This is a genomic window from Bradyrhizobium sp. SZCCT0231 (genome assembly GCF_018130245.1).
Classification (GTDB): Bacteria; Pseudomonadota; Alphaproteobacteria; order Rhizobiales; family Xanthobacteraceae; genus Bradyrhizobium; species Bradyrhizobium japonicum_F.
Window position 1 is genome coordinate 118,499 of record NZ_JAFCKP010000012.1, and the last position, 23,317, is coordinate 141,815.

Consider the following 23,317-nt stretch of genomic DNA (forward strand, 5'->3'; position numbering starts at 1 on the left):
TCATGTCGGCGCTGGTCTGCGTCGCGCGGATCGGCGCCGCGCATGGTGTGCGCGGTGCGGTCAAGCTATGGACCTTCACCGAAGATCCCTTCGCCGTCAGGCGCTACGGTCCGCTCCTCGCCAAGGACGGCAAGCGCCAGTTCGAGGTCGCAACGGTGCGCGAGGCCAAAGATCATCTGGTCGCGACATTCAAGGGTGTCGCGACCCGCGATGAGGCCGAGCGCCTCAACGGCATCGAGCTCTACGTCCCCCGCGAAAAACTGCCCGCGACGGACGAGGACGAATATTACCACACCGATCTGATCGGGCTCGCCGCCGTCACCACCGATGGCGAGCCGCTCGGCCGCGTGCTCGCGATCCATAATTTCGGCGCCGGCGACATCATCGAGCTCGCGCCCCTCAAGGGCCCGACGATGCTGCTGCCGTTCTCGAATGCGGTGGTGCCGGAGGTCGATCTCAAAGGCGGCCGTGTCGTGATCGCGCTGCCGCAGGAGATCGAGGGCGAGGAGCGCGATGCTTCCTCCACGAGTCGTCCCCGCGAAGGCGGGGACCCATAACCATCGACTACAATTTTGGCTAAGCTGATTGCTCCAGCCATCGCAAAACTGGCTGCAGTGGTTATGGGTCCCGGATCTGCGCGCGCTTGAGGCGCGCTTGTCCGGGACGACGAGAACTGAGATCCGATGACACCCCCCTCCCCCTGGCGCGCGACGGTGCTGACGCTGTTTCCGGAGATGTTTCCGGGGCCGCTCGGCGTGAGCCTGGCCGGCCGGGCGCTGGCTGGCGGGCTGTGGGAGATCGAGGCGCGGGACATCCGGGCCTCCGCAACCGACCGCCATCGCAGCGTCGACGACACCCCGGCCGGTGGCGGGCCGGGCATGGTGCTGCGGGCGGATGTTCTGGCGGCCGCGATCGATGCAGCCGGGATCGCCCCTGAGCGGCCGCGCCTGCTCATGAGCCCCCGGGGTCGGCCGCTGACCCAGGCCCGTGTCGTCGAGCTCGCCCGGGGCCCCGGCCCGCTGATCGTCTGCGGGCGGTTCGAGGGGGTGGACCAGCGGGTGATCGACGGGCGCGGCCTGGAGGAAGTCTCGATCGGCGATTACGTGCTCTCGGGCGGCGAAATCGCCGCCCTCGCCCTGATTGACGCCTGCGTCCGGCTGCTGCCGGGCGTGATGGGCAAGGAGGCCTCGGGAACCGACGAGAGTTTTTCGGACGGGCTGCTCGAATACCCCCAATACACCCGCCCGCAGCTGTTCGAGGGGGTTCCGATCCCCGATATCCTGACCTCCGGCGACCACGCCAAGGTTGCCAGCTGGCGGCGGGCGCAATCCGAGGCCCTGACGGCGGCCCGGCGGCCGGATTTGTGGGCGAAAGTACAGGCCAATGTCCCGAATCGGGCCGGCCGCCAAAAAACGCCAAAAAACAAGACAGACGGGTGACAAACGCTCCGGCTTGCCTTATAGGAGCGGCCAAATCCGCAATGGCTGGATAGACGAATTTTGCGCAGCCCCCCGTTTCCAGGGCTGGGCGCGCCGATGGAGATTTACCCATGAACCTGATCAAGCAGCTCGAGCAAGAGCAATTCGACAAGCTGTCCGCCGGCAAGAACATCCCGGAATTCGGCCCGGGCGACACCGTGATCGTCAACGTGAAGGTGGTCGAAGGCGACCGCACCCGCGTGCAGGCCTATGAGGGCGTCTGCATCGGCCGTTCCGGCGGCGGCCTCAACGAAAGCTTCACTGTCCGCAAGATCTCCTATGGCGAGGGCGTGGAGCGCGTGTTCCCCGTGATGTCGCCGATGATCGACTCGATCAAGGTGGTGCGCCGCGGCAAGGTGCGTCGCGCCAAGCTCTATTACCTCCGCAATCTCCGCGGCAAGTCGGCCCGCATCGTCGAGAAGCAGGACCGTCAGGCTGCCGTCGGCGAGTAAGCTTCGCCCACCAGGCAAGTCTTTCGAAAGCGCGGGGCTCGGCTCCGCGCTTTTTTGTTGCGTCAGCCGTGCGCGTCAAAGCTCTCGCGCTTCCAATTCGGCCTGCTATATATTCTTGGAATGTTTCCAGATCTGACCAGCTTCGCCCCCGTCCAGCGCATCGTCATCGACGATCGCTCGCGGCTGCCTGGCCGGTTCTTCGGACGCTTCGCGACCTCGGCAACGTCAGAGCTTACGCGCGCAGCCTGAAAGGCTGCGCTGACGATTTTGTTGCCCGCGCGCTATCCGCGCATATCCGTCTACACAACATTCTTCGGAGCTTAAGCTCATGTCCAAGCCGACCACCCTGTACGACAAGATCTGGAACGACCATCTGGTGCACGAAGCCGACGACGGCACCTGCCTGCTCTACATCGACCGCCATCTGGTGCACGAGGTGACCTCGCCGCAGGCGTTCGAAGGCCTGCGCGCGACGGGACGCAAGGTGCATGCGCCCGAGAAGACGCTCGCCGTCGTCGACCACAACGTGCCGACCACCGACCGCACCAAGCCGAATCCCGATCCTGAAAGCATCGAGCAGATCAAGGCGCTGGCCGAGAACGCCAAGGAATTCGGCATCGAATATTACAACGAGTTCGACAAGCGCCAGGGCATCGTCCACGTCATCGGTCCCGAGCAGGGCTTCACGCTGCCCGGCACCACCATCGTCTGCGGTGACAGCCACACCTCGACGCATGGCGCGTTCGGCGCGCTCGCGCACGGCATCGGCACGAGCGAGGTCGAGCACGTGCTGGCGACGCAGACGCTGATCCAGAAGAAGGCGAAGAACATGCGCGTCACCGTCGACGGCAAATTGCCGGAGGGCGTGACGGGCAAGGATATCATCCTCGCCATCATCGGCGAGATCGGCACCGCGGGCGGCACCGGCTACGTGCTGGAATATGCCGGCGAGGCTATCCGCGCGCTCTCGATGGAAGGCCGCATGACGGTCTGCAACATGTCGATCGAAGGCGGCGCCCGCGCCGGCCTGGTTGCGCCCGACCAGAAGGCGTTCGACTTCCTGCGCGGCCGTCCGAAGTCGCCGAAGGGCGCGGCCTGGGACGCAGCGATGCGCTATTGGGAGGGCTTGCGCTCCGACGAAGGTGCGCATTTCGACCACGAGCTGCGGCTCGACGCGGCCAAGCTGCCGCCGATCGTGACCTGGGGCACTTCGCCTGAAGACGTGATCTCGGTGACCGGCATCGTGCCCGACCCCGACAAGATCGCGGACGAGGCCAAGCGCATCTCCAAGCATCGCGCCCTGAAATACATGGGCCTGACCGCAGGGACGAAGATCACCGACATCAAGCTCGACCGCGTCTTCATTGGCTCCTGCACCAACGGCCGCATCGAGGATCTTCGCGCAGCCGCCAAGATCGCGGAAGGCAAGCAGGTTGCAGGCACCGTCAACGCCATGGTCGTGCCGGGCTCCGGCATCGTGAAGGAGCAGGCCGAAGCCGAGGGCCTCGACAAGATCTTCATCAAGGCCGGCTTCGAATGGCGCGAGCCGGGCTGCTCGATGTGCCTCGCCATGAACCCGGACAAGCTGAAGCCGGAAGAGCGCTGTGCCTCGACCTCGAACCGCAATTTCGAGGGCCGCCAGGGCTTCAAGGGCCGCACCCATCTGGTGTCGCCGGCAATGGCGGCGGCCGCAGCGATCGCGGGTCACTTCGTCGACGTCAGGGACTGGCGGTAGGCCGGTTCCTGCAATTGTAGCGATCGCGGCAAACCGCCATTAATCGCCCGCAACGACACTGCGTCCTCGCGACGGTTTTGCGAGGACGCGTCATGGCCAACAAGCCGGAATATGTCGACCTGATCAGCGAGGCCACGCGCCAGCACCGGCGGCGCGCAGCGCCGCTGCGCATCGTCGCCAAGCCGGAGGTGGAGGAGACCTCCAAGCTCAGCCGCTGGCCGCCGGCGATGTTCAAGCAGTGGAAGATCGAGAATCTGATGCGGTGGAAAGCTTCGTCGTGGAAGCTGAAGGATTGGCTTTAGCCGCATTCTCCGTCATGCCCGGGCTTGTCCCGGGCATCCACGAACTTTGCTCGCACCGAAGACGTGGATGGCCGGGACAAGCCCGGCCATGACGCTGTTCGAATAGTTCACATCACCAATAACGATACGGATAGTGCCAGCGGCAGACGCGGCGCGGGCCGTAATAGGTCCAGATGATCCGGCAGCGGCGCGGATAGTTGTAGTAGGGATAATAGCCGCCGTAATAATAGCGCCGATGGAAGTGACGATAGCCGTAATGGGGACGATGATAACCCCAGTGCCGGTGGTAGCCGCCATATCCGCTGTGGCGAACGCCGCCATAGCGATAGCCGCCGACATGGCTGTGGTGAAAGGCCGGCGCGGCGCGGAAGCCGCCGCCATGAAAGCCACCGCCGCGGAAACCGCCGATATGTCCGCCGCCATGGAAGCCGCCACCGCGGAAACCTCCGCCGTGAAAATGCCCGCCGCCACCATGTCCGCCGTGCCCGCCGCCGTAACGAACCTGCGTGACGAGATCGGCGGTCGCGGCCTTCGTTGCGGGTGACGTCGCCGGATTGATCAAGCTCAGCGCTTCAGCACGACGCGCGGTGCCGGCCGACAGCATCAACGTTGCGGCGGCCGCGATCCCGAACAAGCGCATCGGGCTTGTCCCGAGCCCCAACATCCTCAGCATGGAATCCTCCCTGAAGCTGGACAGCAGAGCTGCGACGCGACGTCTCGGCCGCGCCATTGCTGTTCAATTACGGTCGCTCCCGGGATTAAATTGCGGACACCGATGTGAACGCGCCATGAATGAACGAACACCGGGCTCCGTGATGCGACGCCGTGCCGCGACGGAAGGAATTTTGCGACGGAAGGAATTTTGCAGATGACTGTCTACGCCATTGCGCAATTGAAGATGACGGACCGCGCGGCCTATGACCGCTATCAGGCGCAGTTCTTCGACGTGTTCAGAAAGTACAACGGACGGCTGCTCGCCGCCGACGAACATCCGCGCGTGCTCGAAGGCGCATGGCCGCATGACAAGCTTGTCATGATGTCGTTTCCCGACGAGGCCGCGTTCCTCGCCTTCTCGAACTCGCCCGACTACGAAGAGATCTCGCGCGACCGCAAGGCGGGTGCGCAAGCGACGGTGCTGCTGGTCAGGGGATTTGCACCCGGCTAGCGGATCACCAGAACGGCCCGTAGCTGAACACGAACGGGGCCGGCACGCCGTAGGGATAGGGACGGTAGTGGACGGGCCGCGCGTAGTAGCGTGGATCGCGGCGTGCAGCAGGCCGCGCCATGTCGTGGGTTCGCACGTGTCGTCGCGCATCGAAAACAGCGATCCCCGCCGAGGCCTCCGGTATCGTCACCCGTTGCGCAGTGGAAGCACGAGGCAGGCCGGCGGCAAGTGCGACGGCAATAGCCAATGCAATCCATCTCGCCATCACGACCCTCACGAGGCCGACGCGCTGTTGGCTGGCGCGGGGCATTGAACCGGTCAGCCCCGGCGCCAGTAGCAGCTCACGCGCGGCACGATCACGGTGCCGCTCGGCCGGTACTCCTGCACATACGTGGCGTTGCACACGCGGAGGGCGTCGGGACCGGGATTGTAGCGGGGATAGACGCCGTCCGGGCTGTAATAGGGCGTGACGCGCAAGCGCGCCGGCGGCCGCTTCCGCGGCTGGGGCATGTCGTCAGGCGGAACCGCCTGGGCGAGGCGAATCTCGGGGCCGGCGGTCTGGGCCTCGGCGCCGACGCAAAACTGCGAAAACAACCCCATGCACAGTAGAGTCAGCGCTGTTTTCGCTCGCATTTTTCCGCCCGCCTGAAACGTCCCATTGACGGCCCCACGCTCCCCGTTTTGGCGGCGCCCGTCAACCTCGCCGCGTTTATAATGCGGGATGCATCGCCGCGGAACCCGCGGTATGAGGGTCGCATGTGGACGAAATTGAAAGCGCCCTCGCTGGCCGAGATGGAAGCGATGGCTCATGACGTGTTCGAGCGCCTGCCGGCCGAATTTCGCAAGCTCTGCGAGGGCGTGATCGTCCGCGTCGACGACTTCCCGACCGACGAGGTCCTCGACGAGATGGAGTGCGAGAGCGAGTTCGACCTGCTCGGCCTGTTCCAGGGCGTCGGCCTGCCGCAGCAGAGCCTTGGCGACGTGGCGCGGCTGCCCAACATGGTCTGGCTCTACCGCCGGCCGATCCTGGACTATTGGGCCGAGCACGACGAAAGCCTCGGCCACATCGTCCGCCATGTCCTGATTCACGAGATCGGCCACCATTTTGGCCTGTCGGACGACGATATGGAGGCGATTGAGGCGCGGGCGGAGTGAAGGGTGGTTGCCGCACTGAAGGTGCGCTCCCTCCCCCGTGGCTTGATCCGGCCAAGCAGGCTAGATCTGCCCTATTCGGCCTAGGATTCCTGCCCCGATCGCGATAAACACCTGTTCTCCTAGACCACCCGGGAAAGCGCAACCATGGACAAGTTCACCACGCTGGAAGGCGTCGCGGCGCCGCTGAAGATCATCAATGTCGACACCGACATGATCATTCCGAAGCAGTACCTCAAGACCATCAAACGCACCGGTCTTGGCAAGGGGCTCTTCTCCGAGCAGCGCTACAAGGACGACGGCAGCGAGAACCCGGATTTCGTCCTCAACCAGCCCGCCTATCGCAATGCGAAGGTGCTGGTGGCCGGCGACAATTTCGGCTGCGGCTCGAGCCGCGAGCACGCGCCCTGGGCACTGCTCGATTTCGGCATCCGCTGCGTGATCTCGACCTCGTTCGGCGACATCTTCTACAACAACTGCTTCAAGAACGGCATTCTGCCGATCCGCGTTGCCCAAGAAGACCTCGACAAGCTGTTCGACGACGCCGAGCGCGGCGCCAACGCGACGCTGACGATCGACCTGCCGAACCAGGAGATCCGCGGTCCCGACGGCGGCAAGGTCAAGTTCGAGATCGATCCGTTCCGCAAGCACTGCCTGATCAACGGTCTCGACGACATCGGCCTCACCATGGAGAAGAAGGCTTCGATCGACTCCTATGAGGACAAGCTCAAGCGCGAACGCGCCTGGGCCTGATTGCAAGTTCGGTTTCGAGCCCCGGTGCCGCAAGCGCCGGGGCTTTTTCTTTGCCCTGCTTATCCCTTTATATTTTTGAGCATGATCCTCTCGGAAAACCGCTGCACACTTTTCCGGATCATGCTCTAAGCTTTGCCCATGCTGCCCGAGATCGTCACCTTCTGGCATGGCCCGATGGACGCGCTGCGCCAGACCTGTCTGCGCTCGCAGCTCGCTGTCGGCCACAAGGTCACGGTCTACAGCTTCGACCCCATTCCCGGCCTGCCGGCGGGCATTGCGAATGCCGAGGCCGAGGCGATCCTGCCGCACGCGTTCTCCGAACGGCTGCGGCCGCCGCAGCCGGACGGCAGCTGGCGCGACTGGACCATTCTGCAGTTCAGCGACTTCTTCCGCATGAAGCTGATGGCGAAGGGCCTCGGCCTCTGGCTCGATGCCGACGTGCTGCTCTTGAAGCCCGTCGAGATCGATCCGGCAAAGCCGTACTTCGCCTGGGAGCGGCCGCGCCAGCTCGGCAATTCCGTGCTCTATCTGCCGCCCGAGCACGGCATCGTTGCCGCCTTCGAAGAGCTGATGGAGCAGGAGGAGCTGACGCCGAACTGGCTGTCGCTGCGCCACCGCATCACCTTCATGATGCGCCGCCTGCGCGGCGGCTCGAACCGCCTTTCGGATATCCGCGTCGCGATCTTCGGACCCGCGGCACTCACCGCGCTCGCACGACGCACCGGCGAACTGCAGAATGCACTCCCGAAACAGTCGTTCTACGCCGTGCATGCCGAGCCGAAACTGTTCTTCGATCCCTCGAGCTATCTCGGCCTCGTCACCAACCCCGAGATCATCGGCCTGCACATCTCGCCGAAGGGCCGCGGCGGCGAGAAGCCAATTCCGGGCAGCCTGTATGCCTGGGCGGCGGAGAGATTCGCGTAGCTCTCTCCGTGTCCCGGACGCGGTGCAGCGTGCAACGCTGCTCCGCAGAGCCGGGACCCAGCTACCTGTGGGCCCCGGCTCTGCAGCGCACCGCTGCACCGGACGATGCTTCGCATCGCCAGGGAAGCGCTGCGCTGCGTCCGGGGCACGAGAGCAATTTTCCTCGCTCGATCCTGTTTGATCCAGCGCAACGCACTCCTGCATCATTGTGCCTAATCTCGCTCCAATTCCGCCGTCCGAATGGAGCTTTCCATGAGCACCGCAACCAGGCCCTATCCCATCGTCCAGGATCTCATCGACTCCTTTGCGAGCTGGCTGAAGCATCGCCGCGAGATGAACGAGATGCGGCAGCTCGATCGCGCCGATTTCGACCGGATCGCCAGCGATCTCAGGATCGCGCCCGACGATCTCGAGGAGCTGGTCCGCCACGGCCGGCACGCCGCCGACGAGCTGCCGAAGATGCTGGAGCAGCTCGGCATCAGCGCCGAAGGCCTCGGCCGCGCACAGCCGCTGCTGCTGCGCGACATGGAGCGGGTCTGCTCGCTCTGCGATCAGAAGGGACAGTGCGACCGCGATCTCGCCGACGGCACCGCCGCGGAGAATTACCACGGCTATTGCGGCAACGCCTCGACGCTGGAGTCGCTCGACCGCGCCGACCTCGTGCCGCGTTGAATCGCCCGGGGGCACCGACGAATGAGTTTCTCGGCCGGAACGGGGCCGTCGGCCTAGAGCACGCGGGGATCGTAAACGTCGACGCCCTGATCAGGGTATGCTCATTAGACGTTGCAACTAACTATGCTGGATAAGTATGGTGTCGCTTAGACTGGCTCGAACGATACCGCATGACCAATTCCGCCAAGACCGGGACCATGACCGGGACGAGGAAGCGACGGTGGCCTTTCGTGCTGGCCTTTGCGTTGCTCGTCTATCTAGCCCTCGCATATGTTCTGGTGCCCACCCTGTGGATTCACCACGAACACGAAGCGGGGCTCGCTTCGTTGCCGATGCTCACCAGGACATCGGACGATATCCCTGGTGACCCTCTGAACGTTGGACTTGTTGGCGAGGGCGGAGATGTCGTCCGCGCCATGAACGCGGCGGGATGGTCTGCGGCCGACGCCGTGACGCTGCGATCGAGCATCGAGATCGTCGGGAGCGTGGTACTGGATCGACCGTATCGCGACGCACCGGTCAGCCCGCTCTACTATCTGGGAAAGAAGGAGCAATACGCGTTCGAGAAGCCTGCAGGGAAAAGTGCAGATCGGCGGAATCACGTTCGGTTCTGGCAGGCCCTCGAGAAGGGTGATGACGGTCGTCCAGTCTGGCTCGGTTCGGCGACGTTCGACCGAGGCGTCGGGCTGAGCCACGATACGGGACAGGTAACCCATCACATCGCGGCCAACATCGATGCCGAGCGGGATCTCTTGATGGCCAACTTGCGAGCGGCCCGCGTCGTCAGCAATTTCTTTCAGATCTCCGGCATAGGCCCGACCCTGTTCGGCCGAAACGGCGGCGGCGACCCCTACTATACGGATGGCGAGATCCACGTCGCCGTCCTGGTGCCGGGAGCGGCGAGCGGACCTGCCGATCCGCCGACCATTCCACCGCCCTCATTCATCGCGCTCAAGGATGCCATATGGCACGGCATCGCTCGCCAAGCCGAAACGACGCCCTAAAGCGCGATGAGATCAGGATGAATCGTCATCGCGCATTAGGTTATTGTTTGAGCATGATCTTTCGGAAAACCGCTGCACACTTTTCCGGATCATGCTCTAGCTCTTGCTCATTCCTGCAGGCGCTTCAGTAAAGCGCCACGCCGACGCGGCATGGCTGGCGACGGGGACTATCTGTTCAACATCGCGACGACCACGCGCGCAAGGTCGGCAGGGCCTGCCACCAGCTGATCCGCGCCGGCCATTTCAAGTTCATCCCGGCTGCCATATCCCCAGAGCACGCCGAGGCCGCGCATTTTGACCGCGTGAGCACCATTGATGTCGTGGCGGCGATCGCCAACCATGAGGCTGTGCGAGGCGGAGATATTGCGCTCGGACAGGATATGGGCGAGCAGCTCCGGCTTGTGATCCAGTTCTCCGCCCGGCACCGAGCCGTGAATGCCGTCAAAGTACGTCGCGAGCTCCAGATTCTCCAGGATTCGCCTCGCAAAGACTTCGCGCTTCGATGTCGCCAGGTAGATTTGCAATTCCGCGCGCCGCATCGCCTGGAGCGCATCACCAATTCCGGGATAGGGCTCGCTTCCGAGCAGACCGCTTTCGCCGTAGTGCTGACGATAGGCGACGACCGCGTCGTCGATCCGGTCGTCGCCGTATGCGGCAAGCAACGCCCGCAATACGTCTTCAAGCGGCGGTCCAATGAAGCGCTTGATATCGAGCGTGTCGTCGGGCTCATGACCGAGCGTCCGCAACGCAGCCAGGCAGCTCGTGGCAATGCCCGGTTGCGAATCGACCAGCGTTCCGTCGAGATCGAGCAGGACAGAACGGGAGCGCACCCTTCAGCCCTTCCCCATCGCCGCGATCGCGTCCGCGATCTCGATCGTGCGGCGGGCCATGTCGGCGTGCAGACGTTCCACCATCGCACCATCGAGCCGGATCGCGCCGCGCGAGGCATTCTCCGGCAGTTCGAACGCCGCGATGATCTTTCGGGCGCGCGCGACTTCTTCTTCGGGCGGGGTGAAGATCGCGTTGCAGGCGTCGATCTGGGAGGGGTGGATCAGCGTCTTGCCGTCGAAGCCGAGATCGCGGCCTTGCGCGCATTCGGTGGCGAAACCGTCGGAATTGGCGATGTCGCTGTAGGGGCCGTCGAGGATTTCGAGGCCGTGGGCCCGCGTCGCCAGGATGCAATGGGTGATCATCGGGACCATCGCGGCACGGCCAGGCAGCATCCTGATCCGCGTCTCGCGCGAGATGTCGTTCGGGCCGAACACGAAACCGGAGAGGCGGCTCGATGGATCGCGGCCGGCGGCGGCCAGCTCCTCGGCATGCAGCACGGCGCGCGCGGTCTCGATCATGGCCCAGACCTTCACGGTTGGCGCGGCGCCGAGCTCGGCCAGCTTCCGGCCGATCGTGTCGAGATCTTCGAGGCTTGAAACTTTGGGAACCAGAATGCCGTCAGGCGAGGCCTTGGCGGCCATCGCGGCGTCATCGGCCCACCAGGGCGTGTCGAGGCCGTTGGTCCGGATCAGAACCTCGCGCTTGCCGAACCCCTCGGCCGCGATGGCGGCGGCGATGCCGTCACGCGCCACCGCCTTGGCCTCGGGAGCGACCGAGTCTTCCAGATCGAGGATCAGGCCGTCGGCGGCGAGATTGCGCGCCTTTTCCAGCGCACGGGGATTGGAGCCGGGCATGAACAGATGGCTGCGGCGCGGGCGGGTCATGCAATCGTTCCTTCCAGTTTCCTCGTCTCTCTTATGACCTGAGCCGATAGCACTTGGCATGCCCATTCGAAAGGCTTGTTCGTTCCCGGGCTCTATGGTTAGGCATAGGCCATGATCACATTCCCTGAGCATTTGCTGGAAGGCTACCGGGCCTTCGCCACCCAGCGGCTGCCGGCCGAGCAGAACCGCTACCGCGAGCTATCGGTGAAGGGGCAGTCGCCGGAAGTGATGGTGATCGGCTGCTGCGACAGCCGCGTCTCGCCCGAAGTGATCTTCGATGTCGGCCCGGGCGAATTGTTCGTCGTCCGCAACATTGCGAACCTGGTGCCGGTGTATCAGCCCGACGGCAATGCGCACGGCGTCTCGGCCGCGCTGGAATATGCGGTGACGGTGCTGAAGGTGAAGCACATCGTGGTGCTCGGCCACGCGCAATGCGGCGGCATCCGCGCCTTCGTCGACAAGATCGAGCCGCTGACGCCCGGCGACTTCATCGGCAAATGGATGCAGATGTTCATCAAGCCCGGCGAGGTGGTCGAGCAGCGCGACCACGAGTCGATGGCGCAGTTCGTCGAGCGCATCGAGAAGGCCGCTGTATTCCGCAGCCTCGAAAACCTGATGACCTTCCCGTTCGTGCGCAAGGCGGTGGAGAGCGGCCAGATGCAGACCCACGGCGCCTATTTCGGCGTCGCAGAGGGATCGCTGTTCGTGCTGGACAAGGTGGCGAAGGAATTCAGGAGAGCGAATAGCGAATAGTCCATTCGCTATTCGCAACTCACTATTCGCCGGTCACGCCGCCTGCTTCGCGATGATCAGCTCTCGTAGGGTGGGCAAAGCGGAGCGTGCCCACCACTTCTATCGCAAGCCTGGGGAGATGGTGGGCACGGCGCGCGAAGAGCGCGCCTTTGCCCACCGGCAGCTCGTTTCACGCCGCCTTCTTCTTCGCGGTGATCAGCTTGCGGTTGATCAGCACTTCCGCGATCTGAATCGCGTTGAGCGCGGCGCCCTTGCGTAAGTTATCGGACACGCACCACAGCACCAGGCCGTTCTCCACCGTCGCGTCCTCGCGGATGCGGCTGATATAGGTGGCGTCCTCGCCGGCCGCCTCATAAGGCGTGGCGTAACCGCCGGGCTCGTGCTTGTCGATGACGAGGCAGCCGGGCGCCTTGCGCAGGATCTCGCGGGCCTCGTCCGCGGTGATCGGGTTCTCGAACTCGATGTTGACGGCCTCGGAGTGGCCGACGAAAACGGGCACGCGCACGCAGGTGGCGGAGAGCTTGATCTTGGGATCAAGGATCTTCTTGGTCTCCGCCATCATCTTCCACTCTTCCTTGGTGTAGCCGTCCTCCATGAAGACGTCGATGTGGGGGATGACGTTGAAGGCGATGCGCTTGGGGAACTTCTTCGCGACCAGCTCATCGTTGGTGTAGACGGCCTTGGTCTGCGAGAACAGTTCGTCCATCGCGTCCTTGCCGGCACCCGACACCGACTGATAGGTCGAGACCACGACGCGCTTGATCGTTGCCTTGTCGTGCAGCGGCTTCAGCGCAACGACGAGCTGCGCGGTCGAGCAGTTCGGGTTGGCGATGATGTTCTTCTTCTTGAAGCCTTCGGTCGCGCCTGCGTTCACCTCCGGCACGATCAGCGGCACGTCCGGGTCCATGCGCCAGGCCGAGGAATTGTCGATCACGACCGCGCCGGCGGCGCCGATCTTCGGCGACCATTCCTTCGACACCGACCCGCCCGCCGACATCAGGCAGATGTCGACGTCGGAGAAGTCGTAATGCTCGAGCGCCTTGACCTTCAGGGTGCGGTCGCCATAGGAGACCTCGACGCCGACGCTCCGGCGCGACGCCAGGGCCACGACCTCGTCCGCGGGGAATTTGCGCTCGTCCAGGATGTTGAGCATTTCCCGACCGACATTGCCGGTCGCGCCGACGACTGCGACTTTGTAACCCATCGTTCACTCTCCGATGAAAAAGCCCGTTCCTGAAGCTGACGCTTAAACAGGAAGAGCAGCGCTTCTATGCGAGAACCGGCCGCAAGACAACGTGGGACCATGCCTGAAGGCCGTGGATGCAGTCGCCTGAGGCCAGCACGGCCGTTAGCCCTACCCAGATCCAGCTGGCGCTTTTGGCCTTCGCCGACGAGGTCGTCGGTACGCTGGCACACCTGTTCGCCTATGTGGGGGCGCTCGCCCTGTTCGCCATCCTCGCCCTCGCAGCGCTCGGCCAGCTGCCTGACGTGCAGGACGAGGAACCGGCCGACAAGCCGGGCTGGAGCGTGGCCGACCGTTCGTACCCTGCCTTCGCCGTCAGCCGGCTCGATTCACAAGAGAAAACAGCATCTTACACCATCTTCAGGCATCCCGAAGGCGGCCGCCGGGACGTGCTGCGCTGGACCGACACGGCGGACAAGCCTGTGGCCGAGCTCGAAATCTACCGCCAAGGCGCCGAATTCGACGTGACACGGCCGGCGGCCGCGGGTCTGGCCGCCCAGATGGGTTTGGGTGCGGCCACCCCGCTCGAGCAGGCCGGCCTGATCGACACCAAATTCGGTCCCGTCGCCCTGTTCCGGCCAACCGGCACTACGGCGCAGGGCTGCCTCGGCTATCTCAAGCGCAGCGAGGAGCCGGCGCTGCAGATCTCCGGTTTCTCCTGCCAGGGCGGCAGCCTGCCCGCGACGCGCGCGGCGATCGCCTGCACGCTGAACCGGCTGACGCTGCTGACCTCCGGCAACGAGCCAAAGCTGGCTGAAATGTTCGCCCATGCCGAGCTCAGGCGCCGGTCCTGCGATTCGCAGGGCTCACCGGACTGGCTGCTCGGCGCCGCCAATGCGCAATTGCGCGGGGCGCTTTGATCGGCATCAAGCTCAAGTGGCTGGTTTGCATGCAACTTTTGCCGGCACGCACGATTATTCGGAGCTGGTGTGACCCAATTGACCTAGTTGCGGCCACCCCAGCCGGGCTAGTATGGCGTGAAATCGACTGGCGGCTTGCCGCCTGAAGGGGACGTGATGAGCTCGAAATTTGCTGGTGTAAACAAGTTGGCCGCGAACAAACTGGCGACACTGCTTGCGGCGGGCGCCGCAATTGCCATCGCGTTCGCGACCCCGGCTGCGGCCGACACCAAGACCAAGCGCTATGACGATCGCGGCCGCCCCTATTACGGACCGAGCGGCCCCAACGCGGTCTATCAGCAGGGCCGCACCCGTATCTATGTGAGCAAGCGCTCCTGGCTCGACGGCGGCACCGAGGTCAATCCGGGCGACCGCAAGTTCACCGACTACGCCTTCCCGCCGGCGGTGGGCTATCCATCCTTCGCCCGCGAGAACCTGAACCGGCCGATCGACCGCCAGCCGCTCTCGCCGCCGCAGGATGTCGGCGGCTATCCGCAGAACTTCCCGCTGTACTGAGCGGACGGATCTTTCCGAATCAAATGGCCGGGCTCACGCCCGGCCATTTTTGTTTTGATGAGGTGCCGTAGGGTGGGCAAAGGCGCCCTTGCGCCGTGCCCACCATCTCTCCATGGTCGCGAAAAATGCGTGGGCACGCTTGCGCTTTGCCCACCCTACGATTCTGCAACTGCGGCAAACACCGGATCATAGCGCCGGCAAAACTCCTCGATCGCCTCGGAGCGGAAATCACTGATGCGCTCGAAGATGAGCGCGTCCGGCCAATCCCACCAGGCGATGCGGCGCAGGCTTGTCGCGACGGCATCAGAGAAGCGCTTGCGGATGGGGCGCGCGGGAACGCCGCCGACGATGGTGTAGGGCTCGACGTCGCGGCTGACGACAGCGCCGGCGGCAATCACCGCGCCGTCGCCGACCGTGACGCCCGGCAGCAGGATGGCGGCGTGGCCGATCCAGACATCGTTGCCGACGATGACGCGGTCGCCGCGGCGCTCCGCGAAGAAATCGCGGTCGCGTGTTACCGTCGCCTCGTAATATTCGGGGCAATAGGTGAAGCGATGCTGGGATGGCCGGCCCATCGGATGATTGGGCGCACCGATCCGCACCGAATTGGCGATCGCCGTGAACTTGCCGATCGCCGCGTCGGCGACGTCGCAATTCTCGCCGAGATAGGAGTAGTCCCCGAGCGAAGAATATTCGATGCGCGTGCCCGCGAGCACCTCGCAGCGCCGCCCGATCTGCGCCTCGCGCTGGCGCACCGTTTCATGGACGATGGTTTCCGCGATCTTGGGGCGGGGCGTATCCATGAGGCGGCTCCGATGAAGACGCCGTAGGGTGGGCAAAGGCGCCCTTGCGCCGTGCCCACCATCTCTCGGCAATCACAATCAACATGGTGGGCACGCTTACGCTTTGCCCACCCTACGATGGCGGTGCTTTTGGCTACGCGTGCAGCTTCTGCAATTCCTTCAAGATCGCTTCGCCCATCTGCGTGGTGGAAGCGGCCGTGGTGCCTTCCGACTTGATGTCGGCGGTGCGCAGGCCGCTTGCGAGCACGGCGGCGATCGCCTGGTCGACCTTGTCGGCGAGATCGCCCATGTCGAAGGAATAGCGCAGCGCCATGCCGAAGGACGAGATCATCGCGATGGGATTGGCGAGGCCTTGGCCTGCGATATCAGGCGCCGAGCCGTGCACTGGCTCGTACAGCGCCTTGCGCTTCTTGGTCTTGACGTCGACCTCGCCGAGCGAGGCCGAGGGCAGCATGCCGAGCGATCCGGTCAGCATCGCCGCGATGTCGGAGAGCATGTCGCCGAACAAATTGTCGGTGACGATGACGTCGAACTGCTTCGGCCATTTCACCAGCATCATGCCGCCGGAATCGGCGAGCTGGTGCTCGAGCGTGACGTCAGGGTATTCGCGCTTGTGGACCTGGGTCATGACCTCGTTCCAGAGCACGCCCGACTTCATGACGTTGCGCTTCTCCATCGAGGTCACCTTGTTCTTGCGCTTCCTGGCAAGCTCGAAGGCGACGCGGCCGATGCGCTCGATCTCATAGGTGTCGTAGACCTGGGTATCGATGGCGCGCTTCTGGCCGTTGCCGAGATCGGTGATGGTCTTGGGCTCGCCGAAATAGACGCCGCCGGTGAGCTCGCGCACGATCATGATGTCGAGGCCTTCGACTGCCTCGCGCTTCAGGCTGGATGCATCGGCCAGCGCCGGGTAGCACACCGCGGGACGCAAATTGGCGAACAGCGCGAGATCCTTGCGCAAGCGGAGCAGGCCGGCTTCGGGGCGCACCTCATAGGGAACGGCATCCCACTTGGGACCGCCGACCGCGCCGAAGATCACGGCGTCGGCGTCTTTCGCCTTTGCCATGTCGCCCTCGGAGATCGACACCTTGTGGGCGTCATAGGCCGAGCCGCCGACGAGCCCGGTGTCGGTCTCGAACTTGGCGATCCCGGCCGAATTGAGCCAGTCGATCAGCCGCTTCACCTCGCCCATCACCTCGGGGCCGATACCGTCGCCGGGGAGCAGCAGCAATTTGTGGGTCGCCATGGTCGTTTCCTCTGAGATCGAATTCGGCCGGAGTGCTAGAGCGGCGTTGCGCCCTTGGCAAGACACCATTGCCGCGCCGCGGCTGTGCAAGACAGGCAGGGCCTGCCACAGTGCGGGCTGCCGGAGTACCCCTTGCACGCCCAAGACTGCTTTACTAAAGACCGCCGTCCCCCGAACCCGCATCCTGCGCGGCTGATCCTGACCCTGTCGCTGGCGGCGACGGTCGGGCTCGGCATCGGCCGCTTTGCCTATGCGCTGGTGCTGCCCGACATGCGGGAAGACCTCGGCTGGTCCTACTCGGCGGCCGGTTTCATGAACACCATCAACGCGGTCGGCTACCTCGTCGGCGCGCTGGTGGCGTCCCGGCTGATTCAGCGCGTCGGCTGGTCGGCGGCGATCCGCGGCGGAACCCTCGCCTGCCTCGCCGCGCTCGCCACCTGCGCGCTGTCAGGCAATTTCGTCGCGCTGAGCCTGGCGCGCCTCGTGCTGGGCTTGGGCGCGGCGGCCGGCTTCGTCGCCGGCGGCGCGCTGGCTGCGACCGTTGCGCAGTCGCAGCCCGCGCGGGCCAATTTCCTGCTGAGCCTGTTCTACGCCGGCCCTGGCATCGGCATTCTCGCCTCGGGGCTGATCGCCCCGTTCACGCTGCAATATTTCGGGCCGGGCTCGTGGTGGATCGTGTGGTGGGCGCTGACGCTGCTGTCCGTCGCGATGACCATCCCGCTGTTCCTGATCCGTATCGAGAGCAGTGTCCGTTTCTCGGAAGGCGGTCACACGTCGTTCGCGATCCCGCCGGTGCTGATCTATCTCGCCGGCTACTTCCTGTTCGGCGCCGGCTACATCGCCTACATGACCTTCATGATCGCCTATGTGCGCGACGGCGGCGGCGGGGCTGCGGCACAGGCGGCGTTCTGGAGCCTGATCGGCCTGTCCGCCTTCGTCACGCCATGGGCCTGGCGCGGCGTGCTGGCGCTCGATCGCGGCGGGCTCGCCACCGCCATCATCCTCGGCACCAACGCGCTGGGTGCGGCCCTGCCGATGCTGGGGCATTCGCCGGCATGGCTCGCGGTCTCGGCCGTCGTGTTCGGCGTCGCCTTCTTCGCCGTGGTCGGCTCGACCACCGCCTTCGTACGCTTCAACTATCCGCCGCAGGTGTGGCCGACCGCGATCGCGGCGATGACGATCTCGTTCGGCGTCGGCCAGACGCTCGGGCCGATCGTGGTCGGTGCGATCACCGATGCGCTGGGGAGCTTGAGTTACGCGCTGAATGTCTCGGCGGCGCTATTGGCGCTGGGGGCGGTTGCGGCGCTGTGCCAAAGGAAGGTGGGGCCGAGGGCTTGACCGTCATTCCGGGGCGCGCGTCGCGCGAGCCCGGAATCCATTCATCCACCAGCGCTGCGGCCCGATGGATTCCGGGTTCTCGCTTCGCGAGCCCCGGAATGACGGACTCCATCAGCTCCCACTGAACGAATTGTACCCCTGGTCTTCCCAATAGCCGCCCTTGTAATCGTTGGTGACTTCCATCGAGACCACGTATTTCGGGTTCTTGAAGCCGAGCTTCGTGGGCACGCGGATCTTCATCGGGAAGCCGTAGGCGCGCGGCAGAATTTCGTTGGCGTATTTGAACGTCATCTGGGTCTGCGGATGCAGCGCGCTGCGCATGTCGAGCGGCGAGTTGTAGCCGTCCTTGTCGGCGCACTGGAACCAGACATATTTCGCGCGGGTGTCGGCGCCGATCAGTTTTAAGAAATCGCGCAAGGGCGTGCCGGTCCAGCTGCCGATCGCGCTCCAGCCCTCGACGCAGATGTGACGGGTGATTTGCGTGACCTGCGGCAATTGATAGAGCTCGTCCAGCGTCCACGACTTCTTGTTGTCGACGAGTCCGCGGACCTCGAGCTTCCAGTCTTTGCCGTCGACGTCGGGCGCGTCGTCGAGATCGTAGTAGGCGTTGAACGGGAACGGCTTCGTGATCGCGCTTTCGGGAAACGTCGGTGCCAGCGCGTCGGGATTGAAGACGAAGGCCTGCACCGCGTCGTTGAATTTCGAGACCTGCTTCAGCATCTCCTCGGCCGAAGAGGAGTCGACGACGTCGCAGCCGGTGAGCAGGGTCAGCGCGCCCAGGCTGGCGCCGCCCGCGATGAAGCGGCGGCGGGTCACGTCGGGCATCGTCTTGATGGAGTCCTTGATCAGGAGGCGCTTGTCGACGCCGGGGATCAGGAATGAGCGCTTGGCCATGGTCTCCTCCTTATCGCCCGATGATCATCGCGCGCAGGCTCTTCGGCACCAGCAGCGCGAGCAGGACGTGGATGACGAGGAAGGCGCAGATCGCGGCCATGCAGAAGAAGTGGACATAGCGCGCGGTCGGATAATCGCCGAACAGCATCACAAGGTAATAAAGCTGCACCGGCTTCCACATCGCAAGGCCCGACAGCACGATCAGCACGCCGACCACGATGATGCCGGCATAGAGCAAGCGCTGCACGTAGTTGTAGACGGTGAGATCGTCATGGCCGAGCTTGAAGGTCAGGGCGGCCCTGACGTCGTGCAGCACGCCTGACGGCGTGATCGGCAGCAGTTTCTTGCGGAAGCGGCCGGTGGCGAAGCCGGTGATGAGATAGGCGAGGCCGTTGATCATCAACAGCCACATCGCCGCGAAGTGCCAGAGCAGGCCGCCGCCGAGCCAGCCGCCGAGCGTGTACTCGCGCGGGAAGCTGAAGCCGAACAGCGGCGAGGCGTTGTAGATCTGCCAACCCGACAGGATCATCAGGATCATGGCGAGGGCGTTGATCCAGTGCATGACGCGGACCCAGGCCGGCTGGATCACTTTGGCCGGGGTGGCCCTGACCTGCTCGTCGGTGACTGTGAGGCTCGCCATGGTGGTTCCGTCCTGAAGGTCGCGTGACAACAATTATACGCCGGTGCGTCCGCTTTCGTTACGCCCTGTCGGCCATCGAATCGATGCCGTGAGGCTATTGCGGTCACAAAAATGCGAGCCGGGCACCCCCGGCTCGCCGTCTCGAAGCACCCTGCTCGGGGATGAAACAGGGGGGCGCGGTGTTACGTCGCCGGCATCAACACGGTGTCGACAACATGGATGACGCCGTTGGACTGGTTGACGTTGGAGATCGTCACCATCGAGGTGCCGCCCTTGGCATCGACGATCCAGGTCTTGCCGTCCATCTTCTTCACGGTCAGCTCCTCGCCCTCCGCGGTCTTCAGCTTCTTGCCGTCGGTGAGGTCGGAGGCATCGAGCTTGCCGGGCACGACATGGTAGGTGAGGATCTTGGTCAGCGTCGCCTTGTTCTCGGGCTTGACCAGATTGTCGACGGTGCCGGCCGGCAGCTTGCTGAAGGCGGCGTTGGTCGGCGCGAACACCGTGAACGGACCCTTGCTCTCCAGCGTCGGCACCAGGCCGGCCGCCTTCACCGCCGCCACCAGCGTGGTGTGGTCCTTCGAGTTGACCGCGTTCTGCACGATGTTCTTGGACGGGAACATCGCGGCGCCGCCGACCATGACGGTCTTCTCCTCGGCACGCACAGGCGCGACGACGGTCGCGGTGATGGCGAGGGCGCTGAAGGCGGCGGCAGCGAGATAGGCAATGCGCTTCGACATGGAAAGTCTCCCGATTGAATGATGACCGGCGATGGCCGGCGTTTGAGTTGGGCAACAACGGCGACTGCGACAGGTGAGAAGTGATGCAGCAGTGCCGTCGTTGGACCGAACTACGGGAGGGTTCGCGATGCGGTTTCGGGGAAAAATTCTTTGTGATGGGTGAAACTATCGGCGGGGATGTTCGTGCGGGGCGAACATGCGCCTCACCCTCCGCCGTCGTCCCGGACAAGCGCGCTCCTAGCGCGCGCAGATCCGGGACCCATAATCACAGGAAGGAGTTTTGCGAAGACTCGGAGTGACCAGTTTCGCGCGACAACTTCTCCCTGTGGTTATGGGTCCCGGGCTCGCGACTTTGTCGCACCCCGGGACGACGAGCGGAGAATGTGGCGCGGTCGTCGCGTCTCAATCCCTGTTGTTCGGTGTCTGGATGAACCCGCGATTATGCGTGGGGCTGATCAGGAGCTCGTTGATGCAGACGCGCGGCGGCATGCTGGCGATGAAGGCGATGGTGCGGCCGAGATCTTCGGATTGCAGCATCCTGGCCTGCTCCTCTTCGCTCGGCACCACGGGACGCAGCTTCAGGATCGGGGTGGCGACTTCGCCCGGCATCAGGCAGCAGGCGCGCAGGCCGTTGACGCATTCGTCCATGTTGAAGGAATGGGTCAGCGCCAGCACCGCATGCTTGGTGGTGGTGTAGGCCGGGCCCGGCATCTTCGAGACGTGGCGGCCGGCCCAGGACGAGACATTGATGATCGAGCCGTCCTGCTGCTTGCGCATCGTCGGCAGCACGGCGCGCATGCAATAGAGCACGCCGTTGAGATTGACTTGGACCAGCTTGTCCCAGCCTTCGAGTTCCATGTCCTTCCAGCTGCGCTTGGGAACATTGATGCCGGCATTGTTGACCAGGAGGTCGATGCGGCCGTGCTTTGCGACGATCTGATCGGCCGCCTTCTGGGCCTCGGCTGCGTCCGACACATCCAGTGCAATGGCCTCGGCTGCCCCGCCGGCATTGGTAATCCTGGTCACCACGGCATCCAGGGCTGACTGGCGACGGCCCGAGACCACCACGATCCAGCCGTCGGCAGCCAACGCCTCGGCGCCGGCCTCCCCGATCCCGCTGCCGCCGCCCGTGACCCAGGCCACGCGTTTCCCGTTTCTTGTCATGCCAACTGTCTCCGTTGCTTCTGCGGGGCGGTTTTTGCTAATCCAGCCCTCGATTTTGACCGGCCTCCGCCGTCGAGGAATGTTGCATGAACCAAGCTGCCAACGCCAACCTGTTTTCCCGCCTGTTCGACGGCCTCGACGACCCTGCGCGCCTCGCGATCGAGACGCATGACGGCGCCCGCATCAGCTATGGCGACCTGATCGCGCGCGCCGGGCAGATGGCGAACGTGCTGGTCGCCCGCGGCGTGAAGCCGGGCGACCGCGTCGCGGTGCAGGTTGAAAAATCCGTCGCCAACATCGTGCTGTATCTCGGCACGGTGCGCGCCGGCGCAGTCTATCTGCCGCTCAATACCGCCTACACGCTGAACGAGCTCGACTACTTCATCGGCGATGCCGAGCCATCGCTCGTGGTCTGCGATCCCTCGAAGGCGGAAGGGCTGGCCCCGATCGCCGCCAAGGTGAAGGCCAGGGTCGAGACGCTCGGGCCCGATGGCGGGGGCTCGCTGACTGAGGCCGCCGACAAGGCAAGCCGCGAGTTCACCACCGTGCCGCGCGAAAACGACGATCTCGCCGCGATCCTCTACACCTCGGGCACCACCGGCCGCTCCAAGGGCGCGATGCTGACCCACAACAATCTCGCATCGAACTCGCTCTCGCTCGTCGATTACTGGCGCTTCACCGACAAGGACGTCTTGATCCACGCGCTGCCGATCTACCACACGCACGGCCTGTTCGTGGCAACCAATGTGACGCTGTTCGCCCGCGCGTCGATGATCTTCCTGCCAAAGCTCGATCCGGACCTGATCATCAAGCTGATGGCGCGCGCCACCGTGCTGATGGGCGTGCCGACCTTCTACACCCGCCTGCTGCAGAACCCCGCGCTGTCGCATGAGACCACCAAGCATATGCGGCTGTTCATCTCGGGCTCGGCGCCGCTGCTCGCCGACACCCATCGCGAATGGTCGGCGCGCACGGGACATGCCGTGCTCGAGCGCTACGGCATGACCGAAACCAACATGAACACGTCGAACCCGTACGATGGCGAGCGCGTCCCCGGCGCGGTCGGCTTCCCGCTGCCCGGCGTCTCGGTGCGCGTCACCGATCCCGAGACTGGCAAGGAGCTGCCGCGCGAGGAGATCGGCATGATCGAGGTCAAGGGCCCGAACGTGTTCAAGGGCTACTGGCGCATGCCGGAGAAGACCAAGGCCGAATTCCGCCCCGACGGCTTCTTCATCACCGGCGACCTCGGCAAGATCGACGGCAAGGGCTACGTCCACATCCTCGGCCGCGGCAAGGATCTCGTGATCTCCGGCGGCTTCAATGTCTACCCGAAGGAAATCGAGAGCGAGATCGACGCCATGCCGGGCGTGGTCGAATCCGCGGTGATCGGCGTGCCGCACGCCGATTTCGGCGAGGGTGTCACGGCGGTTCTGGTCTGCAACAAGGGCGCCGATGTCAGCGAAGCCTCGGTGCTGAAGGCACTCGACGGCCGGCTGGCAAAATTCAAGATGCCCAAGCGCGTCTTCGTCGTCGACGAGCTGCCGCGCAATACGATGGGCAAGGTGCAGAAGAACATCTTGCGGGATACGTACAAGGATATCTACGCGAAGAAGTGAGGCGCGCGGGCTTTAGGCAAAACCGCGCCACCCCCTCGCTGTCATGCCCCGCCTAGTGCGCAATTGCGCACGGGGGCGGGGCATCCAGTACGCTGCGGCCTCTCGTTCAATCGGAC

General features: G+C 64.4%; 28 protein-coding genes. 16 read left to right on the forward strand and 12 right to left on the reverse strand.

Going from position 1 to position 23,317, the window contains the following annotated elements; genetic code table 11:
- Nucleotides 1-2: 2 nt before the first annotated feature.
- From rimM to JQ566_RS24440, 5 genes are all read left to right on the forward strand, one after another.
- Nucleotides 3-557 carry a ribosome maturation factor RimM gene (rimM, locus tag JQ566_RS24420; protein ID WP_212376723.1) on the forward strand — a complete coding sequence of 185 codons (555 nt, stop codon included), beginning with the start codon at nt 3-5 and terminating at the stop codon, nt 555-557.
- Between the two features lie 126 nt (nt 558-683).
- Entirely contained in the window at nt 684-1,439 is a 756-nt protein-coding gene (gene trmD, locus JQ566_RS24425; protein WP_212376726.1) for a tRNA (guanosine(37)-N1)-methyltransferase TrmD, read from the forward strand.
- Between the two features lie 110 nt (nt 1,440-1,549).
- Nucleotides 1,550-1,930, forward strand: coding sequence for a 50S ribosomal protein L19 (gene rplS / locus JQ566_RS24430; protein ID WP_212376730.1), 381 nt, complete (start codon nt 1,550-1,552; stop codon nt 1,928-1,930).
- Between the two features lie 328 nt (nt 1,931-2,258).
- Entirely contained in the window at nt 2,259-3,665 is a 1,407-nt protein-coding gene (gene leuC / locus JQ566_RS24435) for a 3-isopropylmalate dehydratase large subunit (RefSeq protein WP_212376733.1), read from the forward strand.
- Between the two features lie 92 nt (nt 3,666-3,757).
- The gene (locus JQ566_RS24440; protein ID WP_212376736.1) at nt 3,758-3,967 is read left to right on the forward strand and encodes a hypothetical protein; all 210 of its coding nucleotides are present in this window, start codon (nt 3,758-3,760) and stop codon (nt 3,965-3,967) included.
- A gap of 112 nt (nt 3,968-4,079) precedes the next feature.
- On the opposite strand, the gene JQ566_RS24445 is transcribed toward JQ566_RS24440, so the two are convergent.
- Nucleotides 4,080-4,640, reverse strand: coding sequence for a hypothetical protein (locus tag JQ566_RS24445; protein WP_212376739.1), 561 nt, complete (start codon nt 4,638-4,640; stop codon nt 4,080-4,082).
- 195 nt (nt 4,641-4,835) lie between these two features.
- Here JQ566_RS24445 and JQ566_RS24450 point away from each other — a divergent pair, with 195 nt between their 5' ends.
- The gene (locus JQ566_RS24450) at nt 4,836-5,132 is read left to right on the forward strand and encodes a DUF1330 domain-containing protein (RefSeq protein ID WP_212376742.1); all 297 of its coding nucleotides are present in this window, start codon (nt 4,836-4,838) and stop codon (nt 5,130-5,132) included.
- A gap of 4 nt (nt 5,133-5,136) precedes the next feature.
- Here the strand turns inward: JQ566_RS24450 and JQ566_RS24455 are convergent, their stop codons facing one another.
- Together JQ566_RS24455 and JQ566_RS24460 are read right to left on the reverse strand one after the other, a co-directional pair.
- Nucleotides 5,137-5,397, reverse strand: coding sequence for a hypothetical protein (locus JQ566_RS24455; RefSeq protein WP_212376744.1), 261 nt, complete (start codon nt 5,395-5,397; stop codon nt 5,137-5,139).
- A gap of 53 nt (nt 5,398-5,450) precedes the next feature.
- Complete coding sequence (locus tag JQ566_RS24460) at nt 5,451-5,732, reverse strand: hypothetical protein (protein WP_212376747.1); 282 nt, start codon at nt 5,730-5,732, stop codon at nt 5,451-5,453.
- A 156-nt stretch (nt 5,733-5,888) separates the two neighbouring features.
- On the opposite strand from JQ566_RS24460, the gene JQ566_RS24465 reads away from it, so the two are divergent.
- The 5 genes from JQ566_RS24465 (at nt 5,889) to JQ566_RS24485 (ending at nt 9,637) form a co-directional block, all read left to right on the forward strand.
- Nucleotides 5,889-6,287, forward strand: coding sequence for a metallopeptidase family protein (locus tag JQ566_RS24465; protein WP_212376750.1), 399 nt, complete (start codon nt 5,889-5,891; stop codon nt 6,285-6,287).
- Nucleotides 6,288-6,431: 144 nt separating this feature from the next.
- Nucleotides 6,432-7,037, forward strand: a complete 606-nt coding sequence (leuD, locus tag JQ566_RS24470) for a 3-isopropylmalate dehydratase small subunit (RefSeq protein ID WP_212376752.1) — start codon at nt 6,432-6,434, stop codon at nt 7,035-7,037.
- Between the two features lie 138 nt (nt 7,038-7,175).
- Nucleotides 7,176-7,961 (forward strand): glycosyltransferase family 32 protein, encoded by a 786-nt coding sequence (locus JQ566_RS24475; protein WP_212376755.1) that lies wholly within the window; start codon nt 7,176-7,178, stop codon nt 7,959-7,961.
- A gap of 252 nt (nt 7,962-8,213) precedes the next feature.
- On the forward strand, nt 8,214-8,633 hold the full coding sequence (locus tag JQ566_RS24480; RefSeq protein WP_212376758.1) for a hypothetical protein: 420 nt from the start codon (nt 8,214-8,216) through the stop codon (nt 8,631-8,633).
- Nucleotides 8,634-8,803: 170 nt separating this feature from the next.
- Nucleotides 8,804-9,637, forward strand: a complete 834-nt coding sequence (locus JQ566_RS24485) for an LssY C-terminal domain-containing protein (protein ID WP_212376761.1) — start codon at nt 8,804-8,806, stop codon at nt 9,635-9,637.
- Between the two features lie 167 nt (nt 9,638-9,804).
- On the opposite strand, the gene JQ566_RS24490 is transcribed toward JQ566_RS24485, so the two are convergent.
- Both JQ566_RS24490 and JQ566_RS24495 read right to left on the reverse strand, forming a co-directional pair.
- The gene (locus JQ566_RS24490) at nt 9,805-10,467 is read right to left on the reverse strand and encodes an HAD hydrolase-like protein (protein ID WP_212376764.1); all 663 of its coding nucleotides are present in this window, start codon (nt 10,465-10,467) and stop codon (nt 9,805-9,807) included.
- A gap of 3 nt (nt 10,468-10,470) precedes the next feature.
- The gene (locus tag JQ566_RS24495) at nt 10,471-11,352 is read right to left on the reverse strand and encodes an HpcH/HpaI aldolase/citrate lyase family protein (protein ID WP_212376767.1); all 882 of its coding nucleotides are present in this window, start codon (nt 11,350-11,352) and stop codon (nt 10,471-10,473) included.
- A 111-nt stretch (nt 11,353-11,463) separates the two neighbouring features.
- On the opposite strand from JQ566_RS24495, the gene JQ566_RS24500 reads away from it, so the two are divergent.
- Nucleotides 11,464-12,105 carry a carbonic anhydrase gene (locus JQ566_RS24500; RefSeq protein WP_212376770.1) on the forward strand — a complete coding sequence of 214 codons (642 nt, stop codon included), beginning with the start codon at nt 11,464-11,466 and terminating at the stop codon, nt 12,103-12,105.
- 169 nt (nt 12,106-12,274) lie between these two features.
- Here the strand turns inward: JQ566_RS24500 and JQ566_RS24505 are convergent, their stop codons facing one another.
- On the reverse strand, nt 12,275-13,309 hold the full coding sequence (locus JQ566_RS24505; protein WP_212376773.1) for an aspartate-semialdehyde dehydrogenase: 1,035 nt from the start codon (nt 13,307-13,309) through the stop codon (nt 12,275-12,277).
- A 116-nt stretch (nt 13,310-13,425) separates the two neighbouring features.
- On the opposite strand from JQ566_RS24505, the gene JQ566_RS24510 reads away from it, so the two are divergent.
- Together JQ566_RS24510 and JQ566_RS24515 are read left to right on the forward strand one after the other, a co-directional pair.
- Nucleotides 13,426-14,208: a hypothetical protein gene (locus JQ566_RS24510; protein WP_212376776.1), complete on the forward strand. Its 783-nt coding sequence runs from the start codon at nt 13,426-13,428 to the stop codon at nt 14,206-14,208.
- A 156-nt stretch (nt 14,209-14,364) separates the two neighbouring features.
- A complete protein-coding gene (locus JQ566_RS24515) occupies nt 14,365-14,763 on the forward strand; it encodes a hypothetical protein (protein ID WP_212376779.1) in 399 nt (132 codons plus the stop codon).
- A 155-nt stretch (nt 14,764-14,918) separates the two neighbouring features.
- Here the strand turns inward: JQ566_RS24515 and JQ566_RS24520 are convergent, their stop codons facing one another.
- Both JQ566_RS24520 and leuB read right to left on the reverse strand, forming a co-directional pair.
- Nucleotides 14,919-15,566 (reverse strand): DapH/DapD/GlmU-related protein, encoded by a 648-nt coding sequence (locus JQ566_RS24520; RefSeq protein WP_212376782.1) that lies wholly within the window; start codon nt 15,564-15,566, stop codon nt 14,919-14,921.
- Between the two features lie 133 nt (nt 15,567-15,699).
- Nucleotides 15,700-16,812, reverse strand: coding sequence for a 3-isopropylmalate dehydrogenase (gene leuB, locus JQ566_RS24525; RefSeq protein WP_212376785.1), 1,113 nt, complete (start codon nt 16,810-16,812; stop codon nt 15,700-15,702).
- A gap of 132 nt (nt 16,813-16,944) precedes the next feature.
- Between leuB and JQ566_RS24530 the strand changes: the two genes are divergently transcribed.
- Complete coding sequence (locus JQ566_RS24530) at nt 16,945-18,150, forward strand: YbfB/YjiJ family MFS transporter (RefSeq protein ID WP_212376788.1); 1,206 nt, start codon at nt 16,945-16,947, stop codon at nt 18,148-18,150.
- 111 nt (nt 18,151-18,261) lie between these two features.
- Here the strand turns inward: JQ566_RS24530 and JQ566_RS24535 are convergent, their stop codons facing one another.
- The 4 genes from JQ566_RS24535 to JQ566_RS24550 form a co-directional block, all read right to left on the reverse strand.
- Nucleotides 18,262-19,044, reverse strand: a complete 783-nt coding sequence (locus JQ566_RS24535; RefSeq protein WP_212376790.1) for a molybdopterin-binding protein — start codon at nt 19,042-19,044, stop codon at nt 18,262-18,264.
- Between the two features lie 10 nt (nt 19,045-19,054).
- A complete protein-coding gene (locus tag JQ566_RS24540; RefSeq protein ID WP_212376793.1) occupies nt 19,055-19,684 on the reverse strand; it encodes a cytochrome b/b6 domain-containing protein in 630 nt (209 codons plus the stop codon).
- Nucleotides 19,685-19,866: 182 nt separating this feature from the next.
- The gene (locus tag JQ566_RS24545) at nt 19,867-20,421 is read right to left on the reverse strand and encodes a fasciclin domain-containing protein (RefSeq protein WP_212376797.1); all 555 of its coding nucleotides are present in this window, start codon (nt 20,419-20,421) and stop codon (nt 19,867-19,869) included.
- Nucleotides 20,422-20,823: 402 nt separating this feature from the next.
- Nucleotides 20,824-21,585: an SDR family oxidoreductase gene (locus JQ566_RS24550; RefSeq protein ID WP_212376800.1), complete on the reverse strand. Its 762-nt coding sequence runs from the start codon at nt 21,583-21,585 to the stop codon at nt 20,824-20,826.
- 86 nt (nt 21,586-21,671) lie between these two features.
- On the opposite strand from JQ566_RS24550, the gene JQ566_RS24555 reads away from it, so the two are divergent.
- On the forward strand, nt 21,672-23,201 hold the full coding sequence (locus JQ566_RS24555) for a malonate--CoA ligase (RefSeq protein WP_212376803.1): 1,530 nt from the start codon (nt 21,672-21,674) through the stop codon (nt 23,199-23,201).
- Nucleotides 23,202-23,317: the final 116 nt, after the last annotated feature.